This window comes from Bradyrhizobium sp. ERR14, from assembly GCF_014198235.1.
Lineage (GTDB): Bacteria > Pseudomonadota > Alphaproteobacteria > Rhizobiales > Xanthobacteraceae > Bradyrhizobium.
Genome location: NZ_JACIHD010000001.1, coordinates 203,895 through 225,585, shown reverse-complemented (window position 1 = coordinate 225,585; position 21,691 = coordinate 203,895). Strand labels below are relative to the sequence as shown.

Sequence of the window (21,691 nt, the reverse complement as noted above, 5' to 3'; positions counted from 1 at the left end):
TCCGGTTTCAATGTTGTCCCCGCGAAAATGAAGAGCCTTAGCTCTTCGCGTTCTTCTCGAGAAACTTCGTGGCGTCGCCGACGGTGAGAATCGTTTCCGCAGCGTCGTCCGGAATCTCGCAACCGAATTCTTCTTCGAACGCCATCACCAGCTCGACGGTGTCCAGACTGTCGGCGCCGAGGTCGTCGATGAAGCTCGCGGCGTCGACAACCTTCTCGGGTTCAACACCAAGGTGTTCGACCACGATCTTCTTAACCCGTTCGCCAATGTCACTCATTGCATAACCTCGTGTTGTTCCCTGTAGACCCGACCCCCCGGGACGATACGAGCCGTCGTGGTCGTGTTACTTGCCTTCGCTTACGAACTTTGATTTGGCCCCATCCTAACCGATACAGGGCCCGGCGAACGACGGCCAAGGCTCCGCATCGCCAATATACAGGGTTTCAAAAACCTGCAATGGCGTTCTTTGCCCATCCGTTGAGCGTCCGGTTATCATACTTCAACTGCCTTGACTATAAGCCTCATTTCTCTCCGGAAACGGCCGTTTGCCGCATCCGCACAGCCCATGTGGGCAGTGCGGAACGAGCGCTTCAGATCATGGCCATGCCGCCGTTGACGTGAATGGTCTGGCCGGTGACGTAGGCTGCTTCGTTCGAACTCAGGTAGACGGCAGCCGCCGCGATATCCTCGGGCGTCCCCAGGCGGGCGGCCGGAACCTTGGTCAGAATCGTTTCGCGCTGCTTGTCGTTGAGCGCATCGGTCATCGGCGTCTTGATGAAGCCCGGCGCGATGCAGTTGGCGGTGACGCCGCGCTTGGCGTATTCGGCACCAAGCGTCTTGATCATGCCGATCAGGCCCGCTTTCGACGCCGTGTAATTGCCCTGCCCGGGATTTCCGGTGACGCCGACCACCGAGGTGATGGCGATGATGCGGCCGAAGCGCTTGCGCATCATCAATTTGGTGGCGGCGCGAGCCAGGCGGAAGGTCGCGGTCAGATTGACGTTGATGACCTCCTCCCAATCCTCGTCACGGAGCTGCACGAAGAGATTGTCGCGGGTGATGCCGGCATTGGCGACGAGGATGTCGACCTGGCCCATTGCCGCTTCCGCAGCGGGCACCAGCGCCTCGACCTCGTCGGCCTTGGAGAGATTGCAGGGCAGCACATGGGTGCGCTCGCCGAGCTTGCCGGCAAGCTCGTCCAGCACCTCCTTGCGCGTTCCTGATATCGCAACGGTCGCGCCCTGCGCGTGCAGCGCCTGCGCGATCGCACCGCCGATACCGCCGGTCGCGCCGGTGACGAGCGCCTTTTTGCCAGTCAGATCGAACATCGAAAACTCCTCCAAAGCACGATCCGGAAAAGTGCGCAGCGGTTTTCCGAAGATCGTGCGTAAACTGAAAAACTCAAGCGCGACGAGAAATCATCGCGCTTCAGCCCTGCTTGGCAGCGGCCAATGCATCCTTGGCGGCGGCAATGTCGTTCGGGCCACCGACCGAAACGCCGACGGCGCCGTCCGCGATGCGCTTGACGAGACCGGATAGCACCTTGCCGGCGCCGATCTCGAAGAACCGGGTGACGCCTTGCCCCGCCATATAGGCAACCGACTCGCGCCAGCGCACGGTGCCGGTGACCTGCTCGACCAGGCGGCGACGGATCTCGTCGGGATCGGTGATGGCGCTCGCCAGCACGTTCGACACCAGCGGCGAAGCCGGGGCCTTGATCGTGACCTTCGACAGCGCTTCGGCCATGGCGTCGGCAGCGGGCTGCATCAGCTTGCAATGGAACGGGGCGGACACCGGCAGCAGCATCGCGCGCTTGGCGCCCTTGGTCTTGGCGATCTCGACGGCGCGATCGACCGCGGCCTTGTCGCCCGAGACGACAACCTGCCCGCCGCCATTGTCGTTGGCGGCCTGGCAGACCTGCCCCTGCGCCGCCTCCTTGGCGACCTCCATGGCGGCCTCGTAGTCGAGACCGAGCAGTGCGGCCATCGCGCCGGCGCCGACCGGGACGGCCTTTTGCATTGCGAGACCGCGGATGCGAAGCAGGCGGGCGGTATCCGAGACCGTCAGACTGCCGGCCGCGGCCAGCGCCGAATATTCACCGAGCGAGTGGCCGGCGACGAAGGCCGCATCTCGTCCCACGGAAAATCCAGCCTCAGCCTCCAGCACGCGCAGGGTGGCGACGGACACCGCCATCAGCGCCGGCTGGGCGTTTTCGGTGAGCTGGAGGGTTTCGGCCGGACCATCCCAGATGATCGCCGTCAGCTTCTCCCCGAGCGCGGCATCGACCTCGTCGAACACGGCGCGCGCCACCGGAAAGGCATCGGCCAGGGCCTTGCCCATGCCGACCGCCTGGGAACCCTGCCCAGGAAATGTGAATGCAGCCGTCATCGGCGCTCCCTGCTTGTCGGACACGATCCCCGCGAGAACCGGCAGCCGATTACGCACGGCGTTAGGCCATGGTTCCGGATCGTGCTCCAAAGGGGGCCGTAGACACTGTCCGGGGCCGGACTGTCAAGCCGAGATGGGAACTTCGAGCAGCACTCAACTGGGGATGCGCCCCCTCAAAACCCACCGGCGGTCTGGTTGGCGTCGACCTCCGCTCCGGCCTGCGCACGGCGCGCGCTGCTCGCCAACTGCCCCGGCCGATCCTCCCTGTCAGGCTTTGCCGTCGCCAGCCGCAACACTGCCGCGTAGTTCGGCTGCACCTCCATGCGGCCGGCATGCCGGCTCTCACTCAGCAGGCGATGGACCTTCGGCAGATTGTAACAGGGCACGTAGAACAGCAGATGATGCTCGAGATGATAGTTCACGTAGTACGGCGCGATGAACAGGCGCTCGAGAACATTGGCATGCGTGGTGCGGGTGTTGCGCAGGGGATCGCTGCTGTCGGGGACGACGGCATGCTCTGCAATGTTGCGGATGCGGGTGATGACCATCATCCAGGTCAGGAGCGGCACCAGCCAGAGCAGCGGATAGGCCCACCATATGCCGGCCGCCGCGAGCGCGGCGAACATCGCGGCGTTGAGGAGGCATTGCGGGCCTAGCTTGTCCCAGAAATGCGCCAGACGCTGCCGCCACGGCCAGTCCTTCGGACCGAGCGCATTGAGCAGCTGCGCCTTGCGCTGCTGGTAGCCGGTCTGTCCGGTGATGTCGCGAATGAACTTGCGGCGATAGCTCAGCTTCGTAATCGGAAACGGTGCCGACAGCACGAGATCGGGATCATCCTCCTGCTGCGTGCGCGCATGGTGCTGCAGGTGGTAACGCCGGTAGCTGCGCGTCTCCGCAAACAGCGGATAGGCACAGAGCCACTGGCTCAGGGCCAGATTGGTTTTCTCGTCGGCGGACAGGCAGCCATGTGCGCCATCATGCATCAGGATCGCGAGGCCCAGTTGGCGCGAGCCGATGATTGCAACGGCAAGGACATAGGTGACCGGATTGGGCCACCACGCGACCAGGGCGATCGCGCCAATGATCAGCGCCCAGGCGTGCACGATCAGCGCAACACCTTTCCAGGTCACACGCTCTCGCACGTCGGCAAGCTGGTCGTCGGTCAGGAAATCGCGGGCACGCATGCGAAGAGCGGTCATGGCCTAGCCTTCCTCGTTCGAATTGCTTGATGCCTCGCGGCCCTCGACAAGACGCAGGCGCGCCGCGTCATCAGATTTCGCTTGCTCGCCCAGCACACGCAGCATCTCGGCACAGAGCGCCTCGGGCGAACGGCCCATGGCGTAGCCTTCGAGAATGACGCCGATAGCGACGGCCCAGAACCGCCGCGAGCTTTCGTCGGGCGCGCGCAGGGAGCGCCAGCCGTGCCGCGCCACCTGGCTCGCATAGGCGCGCGCGCCTTCGCCGTGCAGGCGCTCGATCGTGCGCTCGACGAGCGGTGCAAGATCCTGGCGGCGCCGCGTCAATGTCAGCGCCTCGGCGAAGAAAGCCACCGAATCGCTCGCCGTCACGGTCTCCGCCAGCGCATGCGTGTATTCCCGTGGCGTGCGCGCCTTCAGCGCCGCCTGCTCGGTCGCACGCGCCAGATACAAGAGGTCGCGGCAGGCGCATTCGACGAACAGCGCCTCCTTGGTGCGGAAGTAGTAGGTGATCTGGCTTGGGAAGGCGTCCGCGGCGGCCGCGATGTCGGTGATCGCCGTGCCCGACAGCCCGCGCTCTCGGAACAGCGGACTTGCTGCATCCAGCAGCAGCGAGCGCATCTTGCGGCCGGCCGACCGTGTGGCCCGCGCAGCGTGCTTCGGATCACCCGCCGACGCCTCAAGCGGAGCCTGGACCGATTCACCCGCCATTAGCACCTCCCGATCCATTATTTGTATGACATACAAACAAATAGGTCAAGCTGGTACGGGAGGGTGGTTTGGACGCGCCTGTCAGCACCGTCTGGCCGAAAACGAGGCGCTCCTTGCCAAGTCAGCCAAAATCCGTATAAGGCGCGCATCCGCAGACCCCGGCCGGGAGCTGAACGGACGGTCTCAGCAAGTCATTCGTGATTTTGGTGTGGCAGGGCCAGTCGGCCCGTCGTCCCGTGTTTCCGCCTTCTGAGCTTAATCCCAGAGTCCTTTCCGAAGGCCTCTTAAGGGCTTGACGCCGGGCGATGCGCCAACATGAGGAAAGGACCACCATGGCTCTTTATGAGCATGTCTTTCTCGCGCGTCAGGACGCGAGCACGCAGCAGGTCGAAGAGCTGACTGCGCAGATGACCGGTATCGTCGAGGGTCTCGGCGGCAAGGTCACCAAGACCGAGAATTGGGGCGTACGCTCCCTCACCTACCGCATGAACAAGAACCGCAAGGCGCACTTCGTGCTGCTCAACATCGACGCGCCGTCCGCGGCGATCGCCGAGATCGAGCGCCAGGAGCGCATCAGCGAAGACGTCATCCGCTATCTCAGCGTCCGCGTCGAGGAGCTCGAGGAAGGCCCGTCCGCGATGATGCGCAAGGCCGACCGCGACCGCGAGCGTGACGATCGTGGCGGCGGCTTCCGCGGCGAGCGTGAAGGCGGCTTCCGCGGTGACCGCGAGGGTGGTTTCCGTGGTGGCGATCGTGAAGGCGGTGGCTTCCGTGGTGACCGCGGCCCGCGTCGTCCGCGCGAAGAAGCTGAAACCACCACGACGGATGGGGAGTAAGAACAATGGCTGAAGCTGGTGCACGCCGCCCGTTTTTCCGTCGTCGCAAGAGCTGCCCGTTCACGGGCGCCAATGCTCCCAAGATCGACTACAAGGACTCCAAACTCTTGATGCGTTACGTCTCCGAGCGCGGCAAGATCGTGCCGAGCCGCATCACCGCGGTGTCCGCGAAGAAGCAGCGTGAGCTCGCCCGCGCCATCAAGCGCGCGCGGTTCCTGGGCCTGTTGCCCTACGTCATTCGCTGATACGACCAATTCGACCGGCGGCGCCAAGCCGCCGGTCGCGACTTTTCTGAACTCATAAGGCTTCCGGATCGTCCGGTCGCCGATGGTTGGGGCGAGATGCCTCTAACCGCTCGAAGGGAGCGGGACAGCTGATGATGGCCTTTGTGCTGATAGCCTTGATCGCCGGCGCTGCGTCGGCCCTGATGTTCGCCTCGATCATTTCGGGCGCGCTGATCTCGCTCGTCCTGTTCTATCTCGCACCGCTGCCGCTGATGGTCGCCGCGATCGGCTGGGGACCGCTTTGCGCAAGCCTCGGCGGCATCGCTGCTGCGATCGGCCTCGGTGCCCTGTTCGGCCTGCCCTATTGCATCGCATTCGCCCTCACCGTCGCGCTGCCGGCGTGGTGGCTCGGCCATCTCGTGCTGCTCAGCCGTCCTGTGGGAAAGGTTGCCGTGGGACATGTCGCGCCTGACGCCACCGCGCCCGCCGAGCCCGAGCTCGAATGGTATCCGGTCGGCCGCATCCTGCTGTGGCTCGCGGGCTTCGCCACGCTGACCACGATCGCCGCCCTGCTCACGCTCGGGACCGACGCCGAGACCATCATCGGTACGCTCAGACGCGGCCTGATGCGCCTGCTCCGGGCCACCGACCCGCAAAGCTCCGGCGAAGCCGGACAGTTCGTCGACGCGCTGGTGCGGATCGCACCAGCCGGGGCCACCGTCATCGCGATGATGACGCTGACCCTCAACCTCTGGCTCAGCGCCAAGGTCACGGCGACGTCGGGCCGGTTGCGACGCCCGTGGCCGGATATGAGGTCGGCCGAGCTGCCGCCGATGACGCTGGTGGCGCTGTGCATCGCACTCGCCTTCTGCTTCACCGGCGGGCTGCTCGCGATCGTCGCCCAGATCACCGCGGCCGCGCTCATGATGGGCTATGCGGTAACCGGCTTTGCCGTGCTGCATACGCTCACGCTGGCACTGAAGAGCCGCACCTTCTGGCTCGGCTCGGCCTATGCCGCCGTGGTCGTGTTCGGATGGCCCGTGATCGCGATGGTGATCCTCGGCCTTGCGGATGCCGTGTTCGGCTTCCGCGAACGCTTCCTGCGCAGCCGGCAACCGCCGCCGCTGCCGACCCCTTGAGTTCAACCCGAAACCGAAACCTTACAGAGCACTTCAAAAGGAGAACGAATATGGAAGTCATTTTGCTGGAACGCGTCAACAAGCTCGGCCAGATGGGCGAAGTCGTGAAGGTTCGCGACGGCTATGCCCGCAATTTCCTGCTCAAGCGCGGCAAGGCGTTGCGCGCCACCGCCGACAACCGTGCCAAGTATGACGGCATGAAGGCCGAGCTCGAGGCCCGCAACCTCGCCTCGAAGGGCGAAGCTGCCAAGGTCGCCGAGAAGATCGAAGGCAAGAACATCATCGTGATCCGTCAGGCCTCGGAAGCCGGCCAGCTGTTCGGCTCGGTCAACGTGCGTGACATCGTCATCGCGTTCGAGGCCGATGGCGTTTCGCTCGCCCGCCCGCAGATCCAGCTCGACGCGCCGATCAAGACCATCGGCAAGCACGCGATCACCGTCGCCGTCCACCCCGAGGTCGAGGTCGAGATCACCGTGACGGTCGCGCGCAGCCAGGACGAGGCCGAGCGCATCAACCGCGGCGAGGACATCTCGACCCGCAACGAGGACCGCGACGCAGCCGCCGAGGCGATCGCCGCCGCCGGCGAGTTCTTCGATCCGGAAGCCGAGCACGACGACGTCGCGCCGGCGCCGGCCGCGGAAGAGAAGTAAGCGGCTCAACTCGTCATTCCGGGATGGTCCGAAGGACTAGACCCGGAATCTCGAGATTCCGGGTCTGGCGCTTGCGCCCATCCCGGAATGACGGGCACGACTAAGGCCCGGTCGCCTCAGGCGGCCGGGCTTTTCGTTTTGGCGGCGACGTCCTCGCTCAACATCGCGATCGAGGCCAGCGCCGTTGCCGTGTGCTTCTCGACACCGCCGCTGACACAGAACACGTCGGCCGCGACCACCGACACCTGGCGGCCCGGCTTGATCACCCTCGCGCGGCAGATCAGCTTCTCGCCGACCGCGGGCGACAGCAGGTTGAGCTTGTATTCCGCCGTCAGCGCCGGCTGGCCGCGCGAGGTCGCGGCTGCGATCGTCGTGGCGTTGTCGACCAGGAAGGCGGTGACGCCGCCGTGGAAGAAGCCGTGCTGCTGCAGCAGCTCCGGCCGGCGGTCCACGGCGATCGTGCAGGTGCCGCGCGACAATTCCGAGAGCTCGGCGCCGACCAGGTTCATGAAACCCTGCCGGCCGACATTGGCATGGATGTGCTCGGCGATCGGTGCAAATTCAGGATCTGCGTCGTTGCGCATGCAGCCTCTCCTTATTGTTTGTTGATGCGATCGGGCGGGACCAGCGCGCGGATTGCGCAGGCGATCAGCGTATCGGCCTCGACGCGCGGATCGGCGCGGTCGCGTCCCGACAGGAACGCACGGCAGAAGATCTGCGCGGGACCGATGAGCTGGCTGACGAACATCACCGGCGTCATCGGCAAGAGCTCGCCATTTGCAACCAGCGGCGCGCGCCAGCGCTCGATGCCGTCGGCGAGCCGCGCATTCTGCGCGCGCTGGGCGTCGCGAACTTCCTCCCCCCACTCGCTTCGCGAAATCTCGAACAGATAGCGCGCCTCGCGCCGGCTGGTCACGACCCACTCAAGATGTGCCCGGATCAGCCGGTCGATGCCCTGCTCCGCATCGGGCACGGGATCGAGCGCCGCCAGCACCGCGGCGTGATAGTGCCGCAAGACCTCAAGAAACAGCGCACCGGCAAGCTCCTTCTTCGAGCCGAAGGCGTGAAAGAAGCTGCCATTGGAGGCGCGCGCCCGGGTGCGGATCGCCGCCACCGTCGCGGCTTCGAAGCCGACGCGGTCGAACACGATCAGCCCGGCTGCCACCAGGTCGTCCCGCACGCTCGCCGTCATTGAGACCTCCTAGAGTAGCACTCTAGAGCAATACTCTAGGCGCGGTCAATGCAATGGGGAGGCCGCGATGAACGCGGCCTCCGCATGTCGATCAAAAACGTCGCTGGCTTAGCGCGAGATAGGCGGCGTTGGCGGACCGGACTGCTCGGCCGGCGCAGCAGGTGGGGCTGCAGCGGTCGCGGGCGGTGCGGGCTGCGGCTTGGCCGCCGGTTCGGAGCTGGCCGCAGGCGCGGCCGGCTTGGGAGCAGCCTCTTCCGCCGGCTTGGGTGCGGCTGGCTCGGCAGGCTTTGCAGCCGGCGTTACCGCCGGGACCGGATCGGGCCGCAGCGCCGGAGCTTCGCTGCCGCGGGGCTCGACCTTGGCGCTATCGGGCCTCGTCTCAACGGGCTTCTCGGATGCCTTGCCGCTGTCGGGCTTGGCCTCGTCGCGACCGGGCTCGACCTTCGCCGCGTCGGGCTTGGACTCAGGCTTGGATTCGGACTTGGATTCAGGCTTGGGCTCGCTCTTCTTCTCGTCAGTGGCTGGCGCGGCGGCATCGACCTTCGGCGCCTCCTCGGTGCCGGGCTTGGCGCGGCGCTTGCTCTTGCGTCCCTCGGGCGCAGCCTGTCCCTCGGGCTTCGTGCCCTCCTCGGCCGGGCGTGCGGCGCGCTTCTGGCGCGCACCCTCGGCTGCGGGAGCAGCAGCCTCGCCGTCCGGCCTGGCCGCGTCCTGGGCGCGCGGGCGGCGGCCCTGATGCTCGGGATTGGTGCTCGCGTCCTTCTCCCTGGCGCCGTCCTTCTTGCCGTCCTTGGCCTGGTAGCGGGTGTCGGTGGCACCGTTGGAGACGAGATAGGAGGCGAGGATGCCCGCCATGTCCGAGCTCGTGGTGTAGTGCTGGCGCAGGAAGCCCGGCAGCGAGCCCGGCGCGACGGACTTCAGAAGTCCGCGCGGGCTCTTGTGGCACGCATTGCAGGTCTGCGCGAACAGCTGGGACGGGGTTTTGCCGGCCTCGAGATTGGTCACCTGCGCAAAAACGGTATCGGCCGCACCGAAGCCGATCAGAAGCAATACCGTCGCGAGGCTGAGCGCTCGGCTCGACATTCCCATCATCTCCATTGAATTCCGAGAGGTGCAGCCGGCGTCCGGCGCGGCGCGGTCACCTTTTATCCGATTGAGCCACGAATGGAAGCAGGCACCACGCGCAAGGATGTGATTAAGCGGTTTGCGAATATCGGCTGTGAACTCAGCGCATTAGCGTAGCCGATCCTGCCTCCCTAAATTGGATGCAAGCGCATAGGAACCGCCGCGTCACCTGGGCGTCAGAAGTGAAGGCCGGGTTAGTCGCATCCCTTCGGGTTCGCTCGAGAGGAAGGTGTCGATGGACCTCTTGTTGCGTAGATTTCTGTCTCAATTCATCCGCCGCGGCACGATGACGGTGACCGGCTCGCGCGGATCGAAGTTCACCGTCGGCGACGGCACTGGCGAGCCGGTCGCGGTGCGCTTCGTCACCGCGGAGGCGGAGCGGAAGATCCTCGTTAATCCCGAGCTCGGGCTTGGCGAGGCCTATATGGACGGCGAGTTCGTCGTCGAGCGCGGCACCATAGCTGATGCCCTCGCGATCCTGCTCGATCAACCCGACCTATTGCCGCAGTGGGCAAAACCCTGGTGGCGCCTGCGCTATCTGACGCGGCATCTGAAGCAATTCAATCCGCGCTCGCGCTCCCGCCACAACGTCGCGCATCATTATGATCTCGATGCCCGGCTCTATTCGCTCTTCCTGGACGCCGACAAGCAATATAGCTGCGCCTATTTCGAGACGCAGGACGCGACGCTCGACGACGCGCAGCTCGCCAAGAAACGGCACATCGCCGCAAAGCTGCTGATCAGGCCCGGCCAGCGCGTCCTCGACATCGGCTCCGGCTGGGGCGGGCTCGGGCTCTACCTCGCCGAGATCGCCGGCGCCGACGTCACCGGCGTGACGCTGTCGAGCGAGCAGTTGCAGCTCGCCAACGCGCGCGCGGCCGAAAAGCGCCTGACCGGCTCGGCCAGATTCCTGCTCCAGGACTATCGCGACGTCGAAGGCCCGTTCGACCGCATCGTCTCGGTCGGCATGCTCGAGCATGTCGGCGCCCGCTTCTACGACACCTACTTCCAACGCTGCGCCGAGCTGTTGAGCGAAAACGGCATCATGCTGCTACACGCGATCGGCCGTTCGCAGGGCCCGGACTCGACCAATCCCTGGATCGCCAAATACATCTTCCCTGGCGGCTACATCCCGGCGCTGTCGGAGGTGCTGCCGGCGATCGAGCGCGCCGGCCTCCTGGTCTGCGATATCGAGATCCTGCGCCTGCATTACGCGGAGACGCTGAAGGCCTGGCGGGAACGTTTCATGGCGCGGCGCGAGGAGGCCGTGCAACTCTACGACGAGCGCTTCGCACTGATGTGGGAATTCTATCTGGCGGCCTGCGAGATGACGTTCCGCAAGCAGGCCATGATGAACTTCCAGATCCAGCTCACCCGGCGCCAGGGCGTGGTGCCGATGACCCGCGACTACATGCCGCGTGAAGAAGCCCGGCTGCGAGCTCGCGAACGCACGAGCAAGCCCAGGCTGAAATTGGCTGGTGAATAGGTCTTAGTCTGGTGAATAGATCCTAGTGACGCAGGGTCGAAATTTGGGAGGAGCGGAAACTGGCCGTTAACGCCAGTTGCGCCCTCAGCGCGACCAGGATTTCCGGGGCGACCGGCTGGCGACGTATTTCCGGCCGTTCCGCGTGCTCCATGGCCGCAATCAGCCCCGAGAGCCAAAGCCGGCTACCTGCCTCGCTCCGCCAAATCTGGTGCTGCCGTTCTGGCCGCATCGCCTGCCTCGTTCCCTGTTGACGGATCGCGGGAGACAATTCCCTCCCCCGCCTGCCTGTTCCCGTCTTACCCCCGAAAGATTCCGGGGAGATGTGATCCAATTCACATAAGTCTGGTCGGGCCTGGCCTAGACCGTCGCCATGAGCAAAGAGACCCAAACCTCATTCGACGTGCAGGACGACCTCCGCACCGATTACGCCCTGATCGTTACCGGCGTCGGGGCGGCTCTGGTTGCGCTGGTCTACCTCCTGCTGGTCTGAAGGCGAGCCCAAGGCCGCCAGCGTGCGTCATTTCGCGCGCCTCTGGATTCGTCTGCGCGCCAATCCATCAGGTTCACACCATAAGGTTCATGGTTCAGGATTTTTCCATGGCGCGGTCGCGGCCGCATCCTGGCCGGGGCGAGTTCCGCAAAAATCCGTCAAGCGCGACGCGTGCTGCGAGCGCTAATCATCCACCATTTTAACTGAGCGGTTGATAGCGGTCAGCTTTCGCTTCCGCTTTGCACCGAGGCGGCGCTTTATCCCGGCCCCGCATCCGCCCAAGAAAATTGCTAAGCACGTCCGACCATGGCCCTGACTGATTCGAACGTCCTCAAACTCGCACCCGAGCCCGGAACTCCCGCCTATCGGAGCGCGCCGCATAATATCGAAGCGGAACAGAGCCTTCTGGGCGCAATCCTGGTCAACAACGATGCGTTCTACCGTGTCTCCGACTTCCTCGAGCCGAAGCATTATTTCGAGCCGCTGCACCAGACCATCTACGAGACTGCCGGCAGCCTGATCCGGATGGGCAAGATCGCCACGCCCGTGACGCTGAAGACGTTCCTGCCCGCCGACACCGATGTCGGCGGCATGACTATCGGGCAGTATCTGGCGCGCCTCGCGGCCGAAGCGACCACCATCATCAATGCCCAGGACTACGGCCGCACCATCTATGACCTGGCGCTGCGACGCGACCTCATCGGCATCGGCGAGGACATGGTCAATGTCGCCTATGACGCCCCGGTCGATTTCGCGCCGCGAGCGCAGATCGAGGACGCCGAGCGCCGTCTCTACGAACTCGCCGAATCCGGCCGCTATGACGGCGGATTCCAGAAATTCTCGCAGGCGCTGGCGGTCGCTGTCGATCTCGCTGCAAAGGCGTTCCAGCGCGACGGCAAGCTGTCCGGCATCTCGACGGGCATGCGCGACCTCGACACCAAGATGGGCGGCCTGCAGCACTCCGACCTCATCATCGTCGCGGGCCGTCCCGGCATGGGCAAGACTTCGCTGGCGACCAACATCGCCTACAATGTCGCGCAAGCCTATGTGCCGGAACTCCAGGCCGACGGCACCACGAAGGCCGCCAATGGCGGCGTGATCGGCTTCTTCTCCTGTGAAATGTCGGCCGACCAGCTCGCGACCCGTATCGTGGCCGAGCGCACCGGCGTTCCCTCCTCCCACATCCGCCGCGGCGGCATCTCGGAAGCCGATTTCGAAAAGATCCGGGAGGTCTCGATCGAGCTGCAATCGCTGCCGTTCTATGTCGACGCGACCGGCGGCCTTTCGATCGCGCAGCTGATGGCGCGCGCGCGCCGGCTGAAACGGCAGAAGGGCCTCGACCTGCTTGTGATCGACTACATCCAGCTGCTGTCGGGCTCGGGCAAGCGGAGCGATAATCGCGTGCAGGAAATCACGGAGATCACGACCAGCCTGAAGGCGCTGGCGAAGGAACTCAACGTTCCCGTCATCGCGCTGTCGCAGCTTTCACGACAGGTCGAATCCCGCGACGACAAGCGGCCGCAGCTCTCGGACCTTCGTGAATCCGGCTCGATCGAGCAGGACGCCGACGTCGTGCTGTTCGTGTATCGTGAGGAATATTACCTCGCCATGAAGGAGCCGCGCCCGGGCACGCCTGAGCACGAGAAGTGGCAGCTTGACATGAGTCTTGCGCACGGAAAGGCCGAGGTCATCATCGGCAAGCAGCGTCACGGCCCCACAGGCACCGTCGACCTGGCCTTCGAAGCCTCGGTCACGCGGTTTGGCGACCTCGCCCCTGACAGTCAGCTTCCGGTTCGCAGCGGCAACGACTACTGAGTTCCTTGAACAGGACCTGCCTCTTGCGTAAAACGGCGTCATGACAATGGCGTCCGACCCGAAAACCATCTCACAATCCGGCCTTCTCTCCGCGGAGGCCAACCAGGCTGCCGCGCTCGCTGCCTATGGCGGCGTGCTGACCGTCGATCTCGACGCCATCATGGCCAATTGGCGCAAGCTCGAGAAGACCGCGGTGCCGGCCGAATGCTCGGCGGTGATCAAGGCCGATGCCTATGGCTGCGGCGCCGCCGAGGTCGCGCGCGCGCTGAGCAAGGCCGGCTGCAAGACCTTTTTCGTCGCCACCATCGAGGAAGCGCGCAAGGTGCGCGCAGCCGTGCCGGAACCCACGATCTACGTGCTCGGCGGCTATTTCCAGAATACCGGCGAGCACTACGCCAAGATCAATTGCCGTCCGGTCATCGGCGACCTCAACGAGCTCGCCGAATGGGACGTGTTCTGTCGCCGCACCGGCTGGACCGGGGGCACGGCGGTTCACATCGACACCGGCATGAACCGGCTCGGCCTGACGCTATCGGAAGCGCAGGCCATCATCCCACGCATCAATGCCGGTGATCACGGCATCACGCTGGTGATGAGCCATCTGGTCTCGGCCGAGCAGCTCAACAGCCCGGTGAACGCCAAGCAGCTGGCGTCCTTCCGCGGCATCGCCAGCGAATTCTCCGGCGTGCCGGCGGCGCTCGCCAATTCCTCCGGCATCTTCCTCGGCGCGCCCTTCCAGTTCGATATGGTGCGGCCGGGCGCTGCGCTCTACGGCGTCAACCCGACGCCGGAGGCCGACAATCCGATGCAGCCGGTGGTCGACCTCAAGGCGCGCATCGTGCAGATCCGCACCATCGAGCGCGGCGAAACCGTCGGCTATGGCGGCACCTGGACCGCGCGGCGGCCGACGAAACTGGCGATCATCGCGGTCGGTTATGCCGACGGCTATTTCCGCGCCGCCAGCTCCAATGACGGCACCCGCGGCGCCGAGGTTATCGTCGCCGGCAAGCGCTGCCCGGTCGCCGGCCGCGTCTCCATGGATCTGATCGCGATCGACATCACCGATCTGCCGCCGAATGCAGCGCGGCGCGGCCACATGGTGACGCTGCTCGGCGAGGGCATCACCGTCGACGAGCTCGCGCATCATTTCGGCACCATCGGTTATGAGGTGCTGACCAGCCTCGGCCACCGCTACGCCCGCCTCTACAAGGGCGGCAATGTGGAGGAGCCGCTGGTGAAGCCGGCGGCCGCGCAGACCGCCGAGCAGCCGCCCTCCCCGCCGCCGATCGAGCAGCCGGCGGCCCCGCCGCCGCTGCCGGGCTGAACTCTCTTGCTTCGGACGTGGCGCAGCGCGCCGCACTTCACGGCGTAATGCGCTGCAGAGCCGGGGCCTATCTCTCTACATCTGACCGTGTCGCCTTCTAGGTCCCGGCTCGCGCTGCGCGCGTCCGGGACGCGGAAGGAATCGCCTATTTCTTCTTCCTGTTGTCCAGCGCCGCCTTGCAGGTCGCGCTGAGCTGGTCGCGCTTGTCGGTGAGGCAGGCGACGACGCGCCCTCCACCCGGCGCGATGCCGGCGCAGAATTTGTCATAGTCTGCCTTGCACGCGCCGCGCGGGTCGGACGATTGTGCCGACGCGGCCCCGGAGAACGCGAGGGCGACGACGATGGCGGCAAAGTTCAACTTGGACATTGTATCTCCGGGTACGGAAGGCAGGAGCCGGTAGCTCTACATGAAGATCGCGACATTCAACATCAACAACGTCAACCGCCGCCTGCCCAATCTGTTGGCATGGCTGCGCGCCGCAAAGCCCGATGTCGTCGCGCTTCAGGAATTGAAGGCAAGTGATGGCGAATTTCCGGCGGCCGCGATCGAAAAGGCCGGCTATGGCGCGGTGTGGCGCGGACAGAAGGCCTGGAATGGTGTCGCCATCCTCGCCCGCAATGCAGAGCCCATTCTCACCCACGACCGCCTGCCTGGAAAACCGAGCGATCTCGAAGCCCGCTACATCGAAGCCGCCGTGCGCGGGATCATCGTCACCAGCATCTATTTGCCGAACGGCAATCCGCAGCCGGGACCGAAATTCGACTACAAGCTGGACTGGTTCGCGCGCCTCAGGCGCCACGCCAAGAGCTTCATCAAGCAGGATCTGCCGGTCGTGCTCGCCGGCGACTACAACGTCGCGCCTACAGAGATCGACATCTATCCGACGCGCTCATGGGACAAGGATGCGCTGATCCAGCCAAAGAGCCGCGCAGCCTTTGCTTCGCTGGTCGAGCAAGGCTGGTGCGATGCGATCCGCGAGCTGCATCCGGACCAGCGCATCTACACGTTCTGGGACTACAAGCGGAACCGCTGGCCGCGCGATGCCGGGCTGCGGCTCGATCATCTCCTGCTCAGCCCTGCCCTCGCCCCGCGCCTGGCCAAGTCCGGCGTCGACAAGAAGATCCGTGGCGAGGATGGCGCCAGCGATCACGCGCCGGCATGGGTGGTGTTGAAATAGCCTCAACGTGAGGTGCCGTAGGGTGGGCAAAGCGACTTGTCCGCCGTAGCTCGACGAGCGAAGGCGGAAGCGTGCCCACGCAATCCCGGCTTACGGAGACAGATGGTGGGCACGGCGCAAGTGCGCCTTTGCCCACCCTACGAGATCACGCGAGTTCAGCGCCCATAATAGTCCTGCACCGTCTCCCACGTCGCCTTTTGCAGAAGCTGCGCCGTCCCCGCATCCAGCCCCATGGTGTAGGAACTGTCGACAAGAGCACGAACGTGCTGCGGACATCGGCGCGCATGCATGCTCACCACAAGTTCTTGCCGTCGATCATGTTGACCGGCACCGCCTCCAGATCGAAATCGTCGAACAGACGTGCGTTCACCGCGACCTTGGGATTGTCGAAATCCGGCTTGCCGGTCGACCAGTCCGGCGACTCCGAATAGGTGCCGCAGCCGCAGCTTGCACAGAAATGATGTTTGACGGTGCGGCTACCCCAAAGATAGGTCGCGACATTGTCCAGCGGTGACAGCAGACGAAACTGCGCCGGCGTGTAATAGGCCCACAGCGCGCCGCGCTTGGCGCAGAGCGAGCAGGTGCAGCGCGTCAAGCTCGAAGGCACCTCCGTCACCTCGAACACCGTCTCACCGCAATGACAACTTGCCTCGATCGGCATGACCCGCTCCCCGTTGTGTCAGAGCTGGGGCATAGCCAGCCCTGCTGCCAACATGCTGTCAGCAGCAGGACGCCTCAACCAAAATATGAAAAACAACCCCATGCACAGTAGCCGACCGCTGTCGGATCAATGACTTACTGATTCCGCAATTCGACCTGCCTGCCGTCGGGCAAAACACCGGCACGATGCCTCCGTCGGGGATTCAGGTGGCGCCTTCGTCGGGAATATTGAGAACAACGCCACAGGCCTTGCAATGCACGGCGTCGGCATCGTGCCTCTGGAGCCCGCAAGCCGGGCACGGAAATCGCACCTTGTGGGGACTGAGGAGAGCGCGTGCGAGATTGAAGAACAGCGTCACGCCGAAAATCATGATCACGACGGTGATCAAGCGACCGAGCGTGCCCGGCAGGGTAATGTCGCCAAAGCCGGTCGTTGTCAGCGCCGTGACGGTGAAATACAGCGCATCGGCATAGTTCCGGATCTCATCGTTGCGAAACTTCTGAGTCTCGTAAACGATCCCGGTCATGACGAAGATGAAAACGGCCAGGTTCGTGACGGCGAAGATGACGTCTTCGTTGCGGCGGAAGAACGGAGAATCGATGCGCAATCTCACCAGCATCTGGTAGTCGCGAAGCAGGCCCAACGTTCGCAGGATCCGGAAAAAGCCGCCCGCCTCGCCGGCAAGCGGTGCCAGGAACGATACGATCGCAACCATGTCAGCCCAAGTCGCGAGTTGACTGAATTTTCGAAGCGGATGCCGATCGACCAGAAGCCGCGCCGAGAAGTCGGCAAGTAACGTGACGCCGAACAGGACATCGAGCGTTTCAACGATCTCGCTGGGCGGCAGGAACGAGGTCGCGATGATGAACAGCACCGTCACGATGTCGAAGGCGAGCAGCGCGTAGCGGAAGCGCACGCCGCTCGGCGTTTCGCCCTCGTAGAGGCGACGGACATTGCTTCTGAGAGAATTGAGAGTCACGGCATCATGATCGCGGTTTGCACGGATGATGGCAACTCGGAGAGCGCGCCGCAACGTGACCAATGACCATTTCTTCAAGATGCGTTTCCGAAACTCCGCCCCGCAATGGGTGTCAGTATCGCTGCGAGGATCGTCCGCTGAATTGAAGCCGACGCGATCGACATTGTTGCGGGTGTCAGATCGGTAACTCGTCGTTGTCGAGAATGAACGTCTTCGTCGAATAGGTGCTGCCAAGGTCGATGTGGAGATAGTCGAGCTTCGCCGTCCAGTTTCCCGCGAGCGCCGCCTCGATGCCGCCCCGACGACCCGATCACGGAGTGGGCGATGTCGACATCGACGGCCAAAAGCGGCTCCGCCGGTGGACCAAGGCCGGAACCGAGGCCGGCTTGAGAGCCAAACCTCTTGACCCCAGCCCATTGGTCAGCATACTGGTCTGACCAAGATCAGACCAGTGGGACGGGAATGGAGCTGAAGCGGGCCACCGAAGGCGAAAAAGGGTTCGAGAAGGTGTTCGCCTTCCTGCGCGAACGCCTGCTTGCGGGCTCGCTCAAGCCCGGCGACCGCCTCATCTCCGAACGCGAGCTGGCAACTCTCCTGGGCGTCAGCCGGCCGATCGTGCGCGAGGCGCTGCGCGCCCTCACGGTGCTCGGCATCGTCGAGATCCGCGACCGCATCGGCACAGTGGTGACCCGGCCGGATGTCTCGGTGCTGAACGACTTCTTCACCTTCGCGCTGGCCCAGCAGGCCGACATGCTCGACGACGTCATGCAGGCGCGCGTCGCGATCGAATGCCAGGCGATCCGCCTCGCCTGCGAGCGCGCCAACATTGCCGATTTCGAACGCCTGCAGCGCGCGCTCGCGAAGATCGGCGAGACAATCGACGAGGCCGATGCCGGCGGCATGGCCGACTTCGACTTCCACCGTGCCATCGTCGTCGCCTCGCATTCGGAGACGCTGACGGTCCTGCATGGTTCGTTGGCCGGCCTGTTGACCCATTCGCATCGCAGCCGCCGTGAGCTGGTGCAGGCCTTCCCGTCGATGAAGACCTATCTGATCGACGATCACCGCCGCATCTTCGAGGCCGTGATTGCGCGCGACCCGGAGCGGGCGGACGCGACCCTGCGCAAGCATTTTGCGATCGGCGACGAGTACCGGCGGCGCGCCATCGTCGGCGACATCGACAAGACCAGCGCCTCGGGATGATCGCGGCAGCGCGGTCAACCAAGAAGCCAATCAACCAAGAAACGGACTGATCACATGGGACGGAACGACAAGGGCAATGTCGGCTTCATCGGCATCGGCACGATGGGCCGAGAGATGGTGCGCAACCTGCTGCTGGCCGGCCACGCAGTTCGCGTGTTCGATCTCAATGAGGCGGCACTTGCCGACAGCGCCAGGGAAGGCGCGACTCGCGCCAACAGCCCTGCCGATGCCGCGCAAGGCGCCGACATCGTCATCACCATGCTGCCCGACACGCCCCATGTCGAGGCGACTATTTACGGCGAGCACGGCCTGCTGAAGTCGCCGCCATCAGGCATGCTCATCGTCGACATGAGCACGATCTCGCCGGTCGCCGTCCGCTGCATCCATGCCGACCTGCAAAAGATCGGCGTCGGCTTCATCGACGCGCCGGTCTCGGGCGGGCCGGTTGGCGCCAAGAATGCCGCGCTCTCGATCATGGCCGGCGGCGATGCGGGCGCCTTTGCGCAGGCCGAGCCGTTCTTTCGTGCAATGGGCACCACCATCACGCATGTCGGCGCGTCCGGCGCCGGCCAGACCGTCAAGCTCTGCAACCAGCTGATCTGCGGCATCAACATCCAGGCGATCTGCGAGGCGCTGGCGCTTGGCCGCGCTTCGGGCCTCGATCTCAATCTGCTGCGCCGGGTGCTGCTCGGTGGCTCCGCCGCCTCCTGGATGCTCGACAAGCTCGGCCCCCAGATGATCGCCGGCGACGTCTCCGCCGGCTTCCGGATCGATCTCCAGCTCAAGGACCTTCGCCTCGTCCAGGAGCATGCGCAGGCGCTCAGCGTGCCGCTCCCCGGCACCGCGCTCGTGACCAGCCAGTATGTCGATGCGCGCGCGCATGGCGAAGGAAGCAACGGCAACCAGGCGCTGTTCCGCGTCTACGACCGCATGACCAACCAGACAACCGGCTGAACGGGCGCCGATGAGCCTTCAACTCGACTTTCCCGCAGTGCTGGAGCGTTGGACGAGCTTTCTCGCCGGCGCCGTCCTCACGTTGGAGCTTGCCGCCTTCGCGACGGTGCTCGGCGCCCTCCTCGGCACGCTCGCGGCGGTCGGGCGCGGAACGCACAACGCGCTGATATCAGGCGCCTGCAAGGTCTATGTCGAGACCATCCGCAACACGCCGCTCTTGGTGCAGATCTTCCTGGTCTATTTCGGCCTTGCCAGTCTGGGGCTTAAATTCTCCGCTTTCGCGGTGGCCGTGGCCGCGCTGACGATCAATGTCGGCGCCTACACCGCCGAGATCATGCGCGCCGGCTTCGAGGCGATCCCGCGCGGACAGATCGAGGCGGCCGAGGGCCTGGCGCTGTCGCGCCTCCAGATCTACTGGCACATCATCCTGTTGCCGGCGATCGAGAAGGTCTATCCGGCGCTGACCAGCCAGTTCGTGCTGCTGATGCTGGCCTCTTCGGTCTGCTCGCAAATCTCGGCCGAGGAGCTCACCGCCGTCGCCAACTACATCCAGTCGGACACCTATCGCGCGTTCGAGACCTACATCATCGTCGCCGTGCTCTACGTCATCCTGTCGCTGGTGATGCGCGCCGGCTTCTGGGGCCTCGGCCTCGTGCTGTTTCCGCGCCGTCGCCGGCTCGGCACGCCATTGTGAAATGATCATGGGCGGACATCTCAACATCAATCATCTGATGTTCCTCGGCCAGGGCGCGCTGTGGACCATTGGCCTATCGGTGATCGCGCTGATCGGCGGCGGAATTGTCGGCTTCGTGATCGCGCTCGCGCGGATCTCGCCGCTCAAATCGGTGCGGATCGCCAGCGCCGTCTATGTCCAGCTCATCCAGGGCACGCCGCTGCTCGTCATCCTGTTCCTGGGCTATTTCGGTCTCGCCGCGATCGGCCTCAAGGTCTCGCCGCTCGCTGCGGCCGGCGCCTCGCTGACGCTGTACGTCGCCGCTTATCTCGGCGAGATCTGGCGCGGCTGCATTCAGTCGGTGCCGAAGCCGCAATGGGAGGCCGCCGAAGGCCTGGCGCTGAGCCGGACCCAGCGCATGATGAAAGTTATCCTGCCACAAGCCATTCGCATCGCGACGCCGCCCACCGTCGGCTTCATGGTGCAGATCGTCAAGAACACCTCGCTCGCCTCCGTCGTTGGCTTCGTCGAGCTGATGCGCTCCGGCCAGATCGTCAACAACTCGCTGTTCGAGCCGTTCGCCATCTACGCCATCATCGCCGTCATCTATTTCGCCATGTGCTATCCGCTGTCGCTGTTCAGCCAGAGGCTGGAACGGCGGATGGGGCGTGGCAGATCCAACCTCGCGCCAGCCTGACATGCAACAGAACCCCTCCTCTGATTCAATCGTGTCGCTCCGCGACGTGCAAAAGAGCTTTGGCTCGCTCCGGGTCCTCGATGGCGTCAGCTTCGCAGTCGAGCGCGGCGAAGTGCTGGCGCTGATCGGCCGCTCAGGTTCCGGCAAAAGCACGGCGCTGCGCTGCATCGACCGTTTCGAGAAGGTCGACGGCGGCGAGATCGTCGTTTGCGGGCATCGGGTCGACCGTCCCGACGTCGATCTGCGCGCGCTACGCCAGGACGTCGGCATCGTGTTCCAGAGCTATAACCTGTTTCCACACCTGACGATCGAGCAGAACATCACGCTGGCGCCCTGCGCCGTGAAGGGCCTGGCGAACTCCCAGGCCAGGGACCTCGCACGAAAGGTGCTGGCGCAGGTCGGGCTCGAAGAGAAGCTGCACGCCTATCCCGAGCAATTGTCGGGCGGCCAGCAGCAGCGCGCCGCGATCGCGCGCTCGCTCGCCATGCAGCCGAAGGTGATGCTGTTCGACGAGGTCACCTCTGCGCTCGACCCCGAGCTCACCGCCGAAGTGCTGAAGGTGATCGAGCAGCTGGCGGCGGACGGCATGACCATGGTGATGGTCACGCACGAGATGGGCTTTGCCAAAGGGATCGCCGACCGGATCGTGTTCATGCACCGCGGCAAGGTTCACGAAACCGGCCCCGCCTCGATCCTGACATCGCCGACGACGCCGGAACTCACGCAATTCGTGGGCACCGGAAATCTAAAATCATAACAGGGAGAGGAGAACT

At 64.6% G+C, this 21,691-nt stretch carries 23 protein-coding genes and 1 pseudogene; 13 read left to right on the top strand and 11 right to left on the bottom strand.

What is annotated here, in order from left to right; genetic code table 11:
- Nucleotides 1-37: 37 nt before the first annotated feature.
- The 5 genes from GGD62_RS01105 to GGD62_RS01085 all read right to left on the bottom strand — a co-directional run bounded on the left by GGD62_RS01105 (nt 38) and on the right by GGD62_RS01085 (nt 4,295).
- Nucleotides 38-277, bottom strand: coding sequence for an acyl carrier protein (locus GGD62_RS01105; RefSeq protein WP_008130699.1), 240 nt, complete (start codon nt 275-277; stop codon nt 38-40).
- Nucleotides 278-590: 313 nt separating this feature from the next.
- A complete protein-coding gene (fabG, locus tag GGD62_RS01100; RefSeq protein ID WP_183237167.1) occupies nt 591-1,328 on the bottom strand; it encodes a 3-oxoacyl-[acyl-carrier-protein] reductase in 738 nt (245 codons plus the stop codon).
- A gap of 100 nt (nt 1,329-1,428) precedes the next feature.
- Complete coding sequence (gene fabD / locus GGD62_RS01095; protein WP_183237168.1) at nt 1,429-2,388, bottom strand: ACP S-malonyltransferase; 960 nt, start codon at nt 2,386-2,388, stop codon at nt 1,429-1,431.
- Between the two features lie 173 nt (nt 2,389-2,561).
- Complete coding sequence (locus GGD62_RS01090; RefSeq protein ID WP_183256718.1) at nt 2,562-3,587, bottom strand: fatty acid desaturase family protein; 1,026 nt, start codon at nt 3,585-3,587, stop codon at nt 2,562-2,564.
- Nucleotides 3,588-3,590: 3 nt separating this feature from the next.
- Entirely contained in the window at nt 3,591-4,295 is a 705-nt protein-coding gene (locus tag GGD62_RS01085) for a TetR/AcrR family transcriptional regulator C-terminal domain-containing protein (RefSeq protein WP_092253091.1), read from the bottom strand.
- Between the two features lie 332 nt (nt 4,296-4,627).
- On the opposite strand from GGD62_RS01085, the gene rpsF reads away from it, so the two are divergent.
- From rpsF to rplI, 4 genes are all read left to right on the top strand, one after another.
- Nucleotides 4,628-5,131 carry a 30S ribosomal protein S6 gene (gene rpsF, locus GGD62_RS01080; protein ID WP_026201876.1) on the top strand — a complete coding sequence of 168 codons (504 nt, stop codon included), beginning with the start codon at nt 4,628-4,630 and terminating at the stop codon, nt 5,129-5,131.
- 5 nt (nt 5,132-5,136) lie between these two features.
- Nucleotides 5,137-5,376, top strand: coding sequence for a 30S ribosomal protein S18 (gene rpsR, locus GGD62_RS01075; protein WP_007592020.1), 240 nt, complete (start codon nt 5,137-5,139; stop codon nt 5,374-5,376).
- A gap of 131 nt (nt 5,377-5,507) precedes the next feature.
- Nucleotides 5,508-6,494, top strand: coding sequence for a hypothetical protein (locus tag GGD62_RS01070; protein ID WP_183706848.1), 987 nt, complete (start codon nt 5,508-5,510; stop codon nt 6,492-6,494).
- A 50-nt stretch (nt 6,495-6,544) separates the two neighbouring features.
- Nucleotides 6,545-7,144 (top strand): 50S ribosomal protein L9, encoded by a 600-nt coding sequence (gene rplI, locus GGD62_RS01065; RefSeq protein WP_018317577.1) that lies wholly within the window; start codon nt 6,545-6,547, stop codon nt 7,142-7,144.
- Nucleotides 7,145-7,260: 116 nt separating this feature from the next.
- On the opposite strand, the gene GGD62_RS01060 is transcribed toward rplI, so the two are convergent.
- The 3 genes from GGD62_RS01060 to GGD62_RS01050 all read right to left on the bottom strand — a co-directional run bounded on the left by GGD62_RS01060 (nt 7,261) and on the right by GGD62_RS01050 (nt 9,416).
- Nucleotides 7,261-7,728 carry a PaaI family thioesterase gene (locus GGD62_RS01060; protein ID WP_018317578.1) on the bottom strand — a complete coding sequence of 156 codons (468 nt, stop codon included), beginning with the start codon at nt 7,726-7,728 and terminating at the stop codon, nt 7,261-7,263.
- An 11-nt stretch (nt 7,729-7,739) separates the two neighbouring features.
- Nucleotides 7,740-8,336 (bottom strand): TetR/AcrR family transcriptional regulator, encoded by a 597-nt coding sequence (locus tag GGD62_RS01055; RefSeq protein ID WP_183706847.1) that lies wholly within the window; start codon nt 8,334-8,336, stop codon nt 7,740-7,742.
- A 108-nt stretch (nt 8,337-8,444) separates the two neighbouring features.
- Nucleotides 8,445-9,416 (bottom strand): hypothetical protein, encoded by a 972-nt coding sequence (locus GGD62_RS01050; RefSeq protein WP_183706846.1) that lies wholly within the window; start codon nt 9,414-9,416, stop codon nt 8,445-8,447.
- Nucleotides 9,417-9,693: 277 nt separating this feature from the next.
- Here GGD62_RS01050 and GGD62_RS01045 point away from each other — a divergent pair, with 277 nt between their 5' ends.
- The 3 genes from GGD62_RS01045 to alr all read left to right on the top strand — a co-directional run bounded on the left by GGD62_RS01045 (nt 9,694) and on the right by alr (nt 14,573).
- Nucleotides 9,694-10,944 carry a cyclopropane-fatty-acyl-phospholipid synthase family protein gene (locus GGD62_RS01045; RefSeq protein WP_183706845.1) on the top strand — a complete coding sequence of 417 codons (1,251 nt, stop codon included), beginning with the start codon at nt 9,694-9,696 and terminating at the stop codon, nt 10,942-10,944.
- Nucleotides 10,945-11,740: 796 nt separating this feature from the next.
- Nucleotides 11,741-13,249: a replicative DNA helicase gene (locus GGD62_RS01040; RefSeq protein ID WP_018317583.1), complete on the top strand. Its 1,509-nt coding sequence runs from the start codon at nt 11,741-11,743 to the stop codon at nt 13,247-13,249.
- A 46-nt stretch (nt 13,250-13,295) separates the two neighbouring features.
- Nucleotides 13,296-14,573: an alanine racemase gene (gene alr / locus GGD62_RS01035; RefSeq protein WP_183707561.1), complete on the top strand. Its 1,278-nt coding sequence runs from the start codon at nt 13,296-13,298 to the stop codon at nt 14,571-14,573.
- Between the two features lie 145 nt (nt 14,574-14,718).
- Here alr and GGD62_RS01030 read toward each other — a convergent pair whose 3' ends face one another.
- Nucleotides 14,719-14,940, bottom strand: a complete 222-nt coding sequence (locus GGD62_RS01030; protein ID WP_028145037.1) for a cysteine rich repeat-containing protein — start codon at nt 14,938-14,940, stop codon at nt 14,719-14,721.
- A 40-nt stretch (nt 14,941-14,980) separates the two neighbouring features.
- On the opposite strand from GGD62_RS01030, the gene GGD62_RS01025 reads away from it, so the two are divergent.
- Complete coding sequence (locus GGD62_RS01025; RefSeq protein ID WP_183706844.1) at nt 14,981-15,751, top strand: exodeoxyribonuclease III; 771 nt, start codon at nt 14,981-14,983, stop codon at nt 15,749-15,751.
- Nucleotides 15,752-16,043: 292 nt separating this feature from the next.
- Here the strand turns inward: GGD62_RS01025 and GGD62_RS01020 are convergent, their stop codons facing one another.
- Both GGD62_RS01020 and GGD62_RS01015 read right to left on the bottom strand, forming a co-directional pair.
- Nucleotides 16,044-16,412, bottom strand: coding sequence for a GFA family protein (locus tag GGD62_RS01020; RefSeq protein ID WP_183706843.1), 369 nt, complete (start codon nt 16,410-16,412; stop codon nt 16,044-16,046).
- A 202-nt stretch (nt 16,413-16,614) separates the two neighbouring features.
- Nucleotides 16,615-17,391, bottom strand: a complete 777-nt coding sequence (locus tag GGD62_RS01015; RefSeq protein ID WP_183707559.1) for a potassium channel family protein — start codon at nt 17,389-17,391, stop codon at nt 16,615-16,617.
- 462 nt (nt 17,392-17,853) lie between these two features.
- Here GGD62_RS01015 and GGD62_RS01010 point away from each other — a divergent pair, with 462 nt between their 5' ends.
- The 5 genes and pseudogenes from GGD62_RS01010 to GGD62_RS00990 all read left to right on the top strand — a co-directional run bounded on the left by GGD62_RS01010 (nt 17,854) and on the right by GGD62_RS00990 (nt 21,675).
- Nucleotides 17,854-18,594, top strand: a complete 741-nt coding sequence (locus GGD62_RS01010) for a FadR/GntR family transcriptional regulator (RefSeq protein WP_018317590.1) — start codon at nt 17,854-17,856, stop codon at nt 18,592-18,594.
- Nucleotides 18,595-18,645: 51 nt separating this feature from the next.
- A pseudogene (locus GGD62_RS01005) lies at nt 18,646-19,548 on the top strand (NAD(P)-dependent oxidoreductase); the annotation flags it as partial.
- A 10-nt stretch (nt 19,549-19,558) separates the two neighbouring features.
- Nucleotides 19,559-20,242, top strand: coding sequence for an amino acid ABC transporter permease (locus GGD62_RS01000; RefSeq protein ID WP_183706841.1), 684 nt, complete (start codon nt 19,559-19,561; stop codon nt 20,240-20,242).
- A 7-nt stretch (nt 20,243-20,249) separates the two neighbouring features.
- A complete protein-coding gene (locus GGD62_RS00995; RefSeq protein ID WP_026201880.1) occupies nt 20,250-20,918 on the top strand; it encodes an amino acid ABC transporter permease in 669 nt (222 codons plus the stop codon).
- Between the two features lies 1 nt (nt 20,919).
- Complete coding sequence (locus GGD62_RS00990; protein WP_183707557.1) at nt 20,920-21,675, top strand: amino acid ABC transporter ATP-binding protein; 756 nt, start codon at nt 20,920-20,922, stop codon at nt 21,673-21,675.
- Nucleotides 21,676-21,691: the final 16 nt, after the last annotated feature.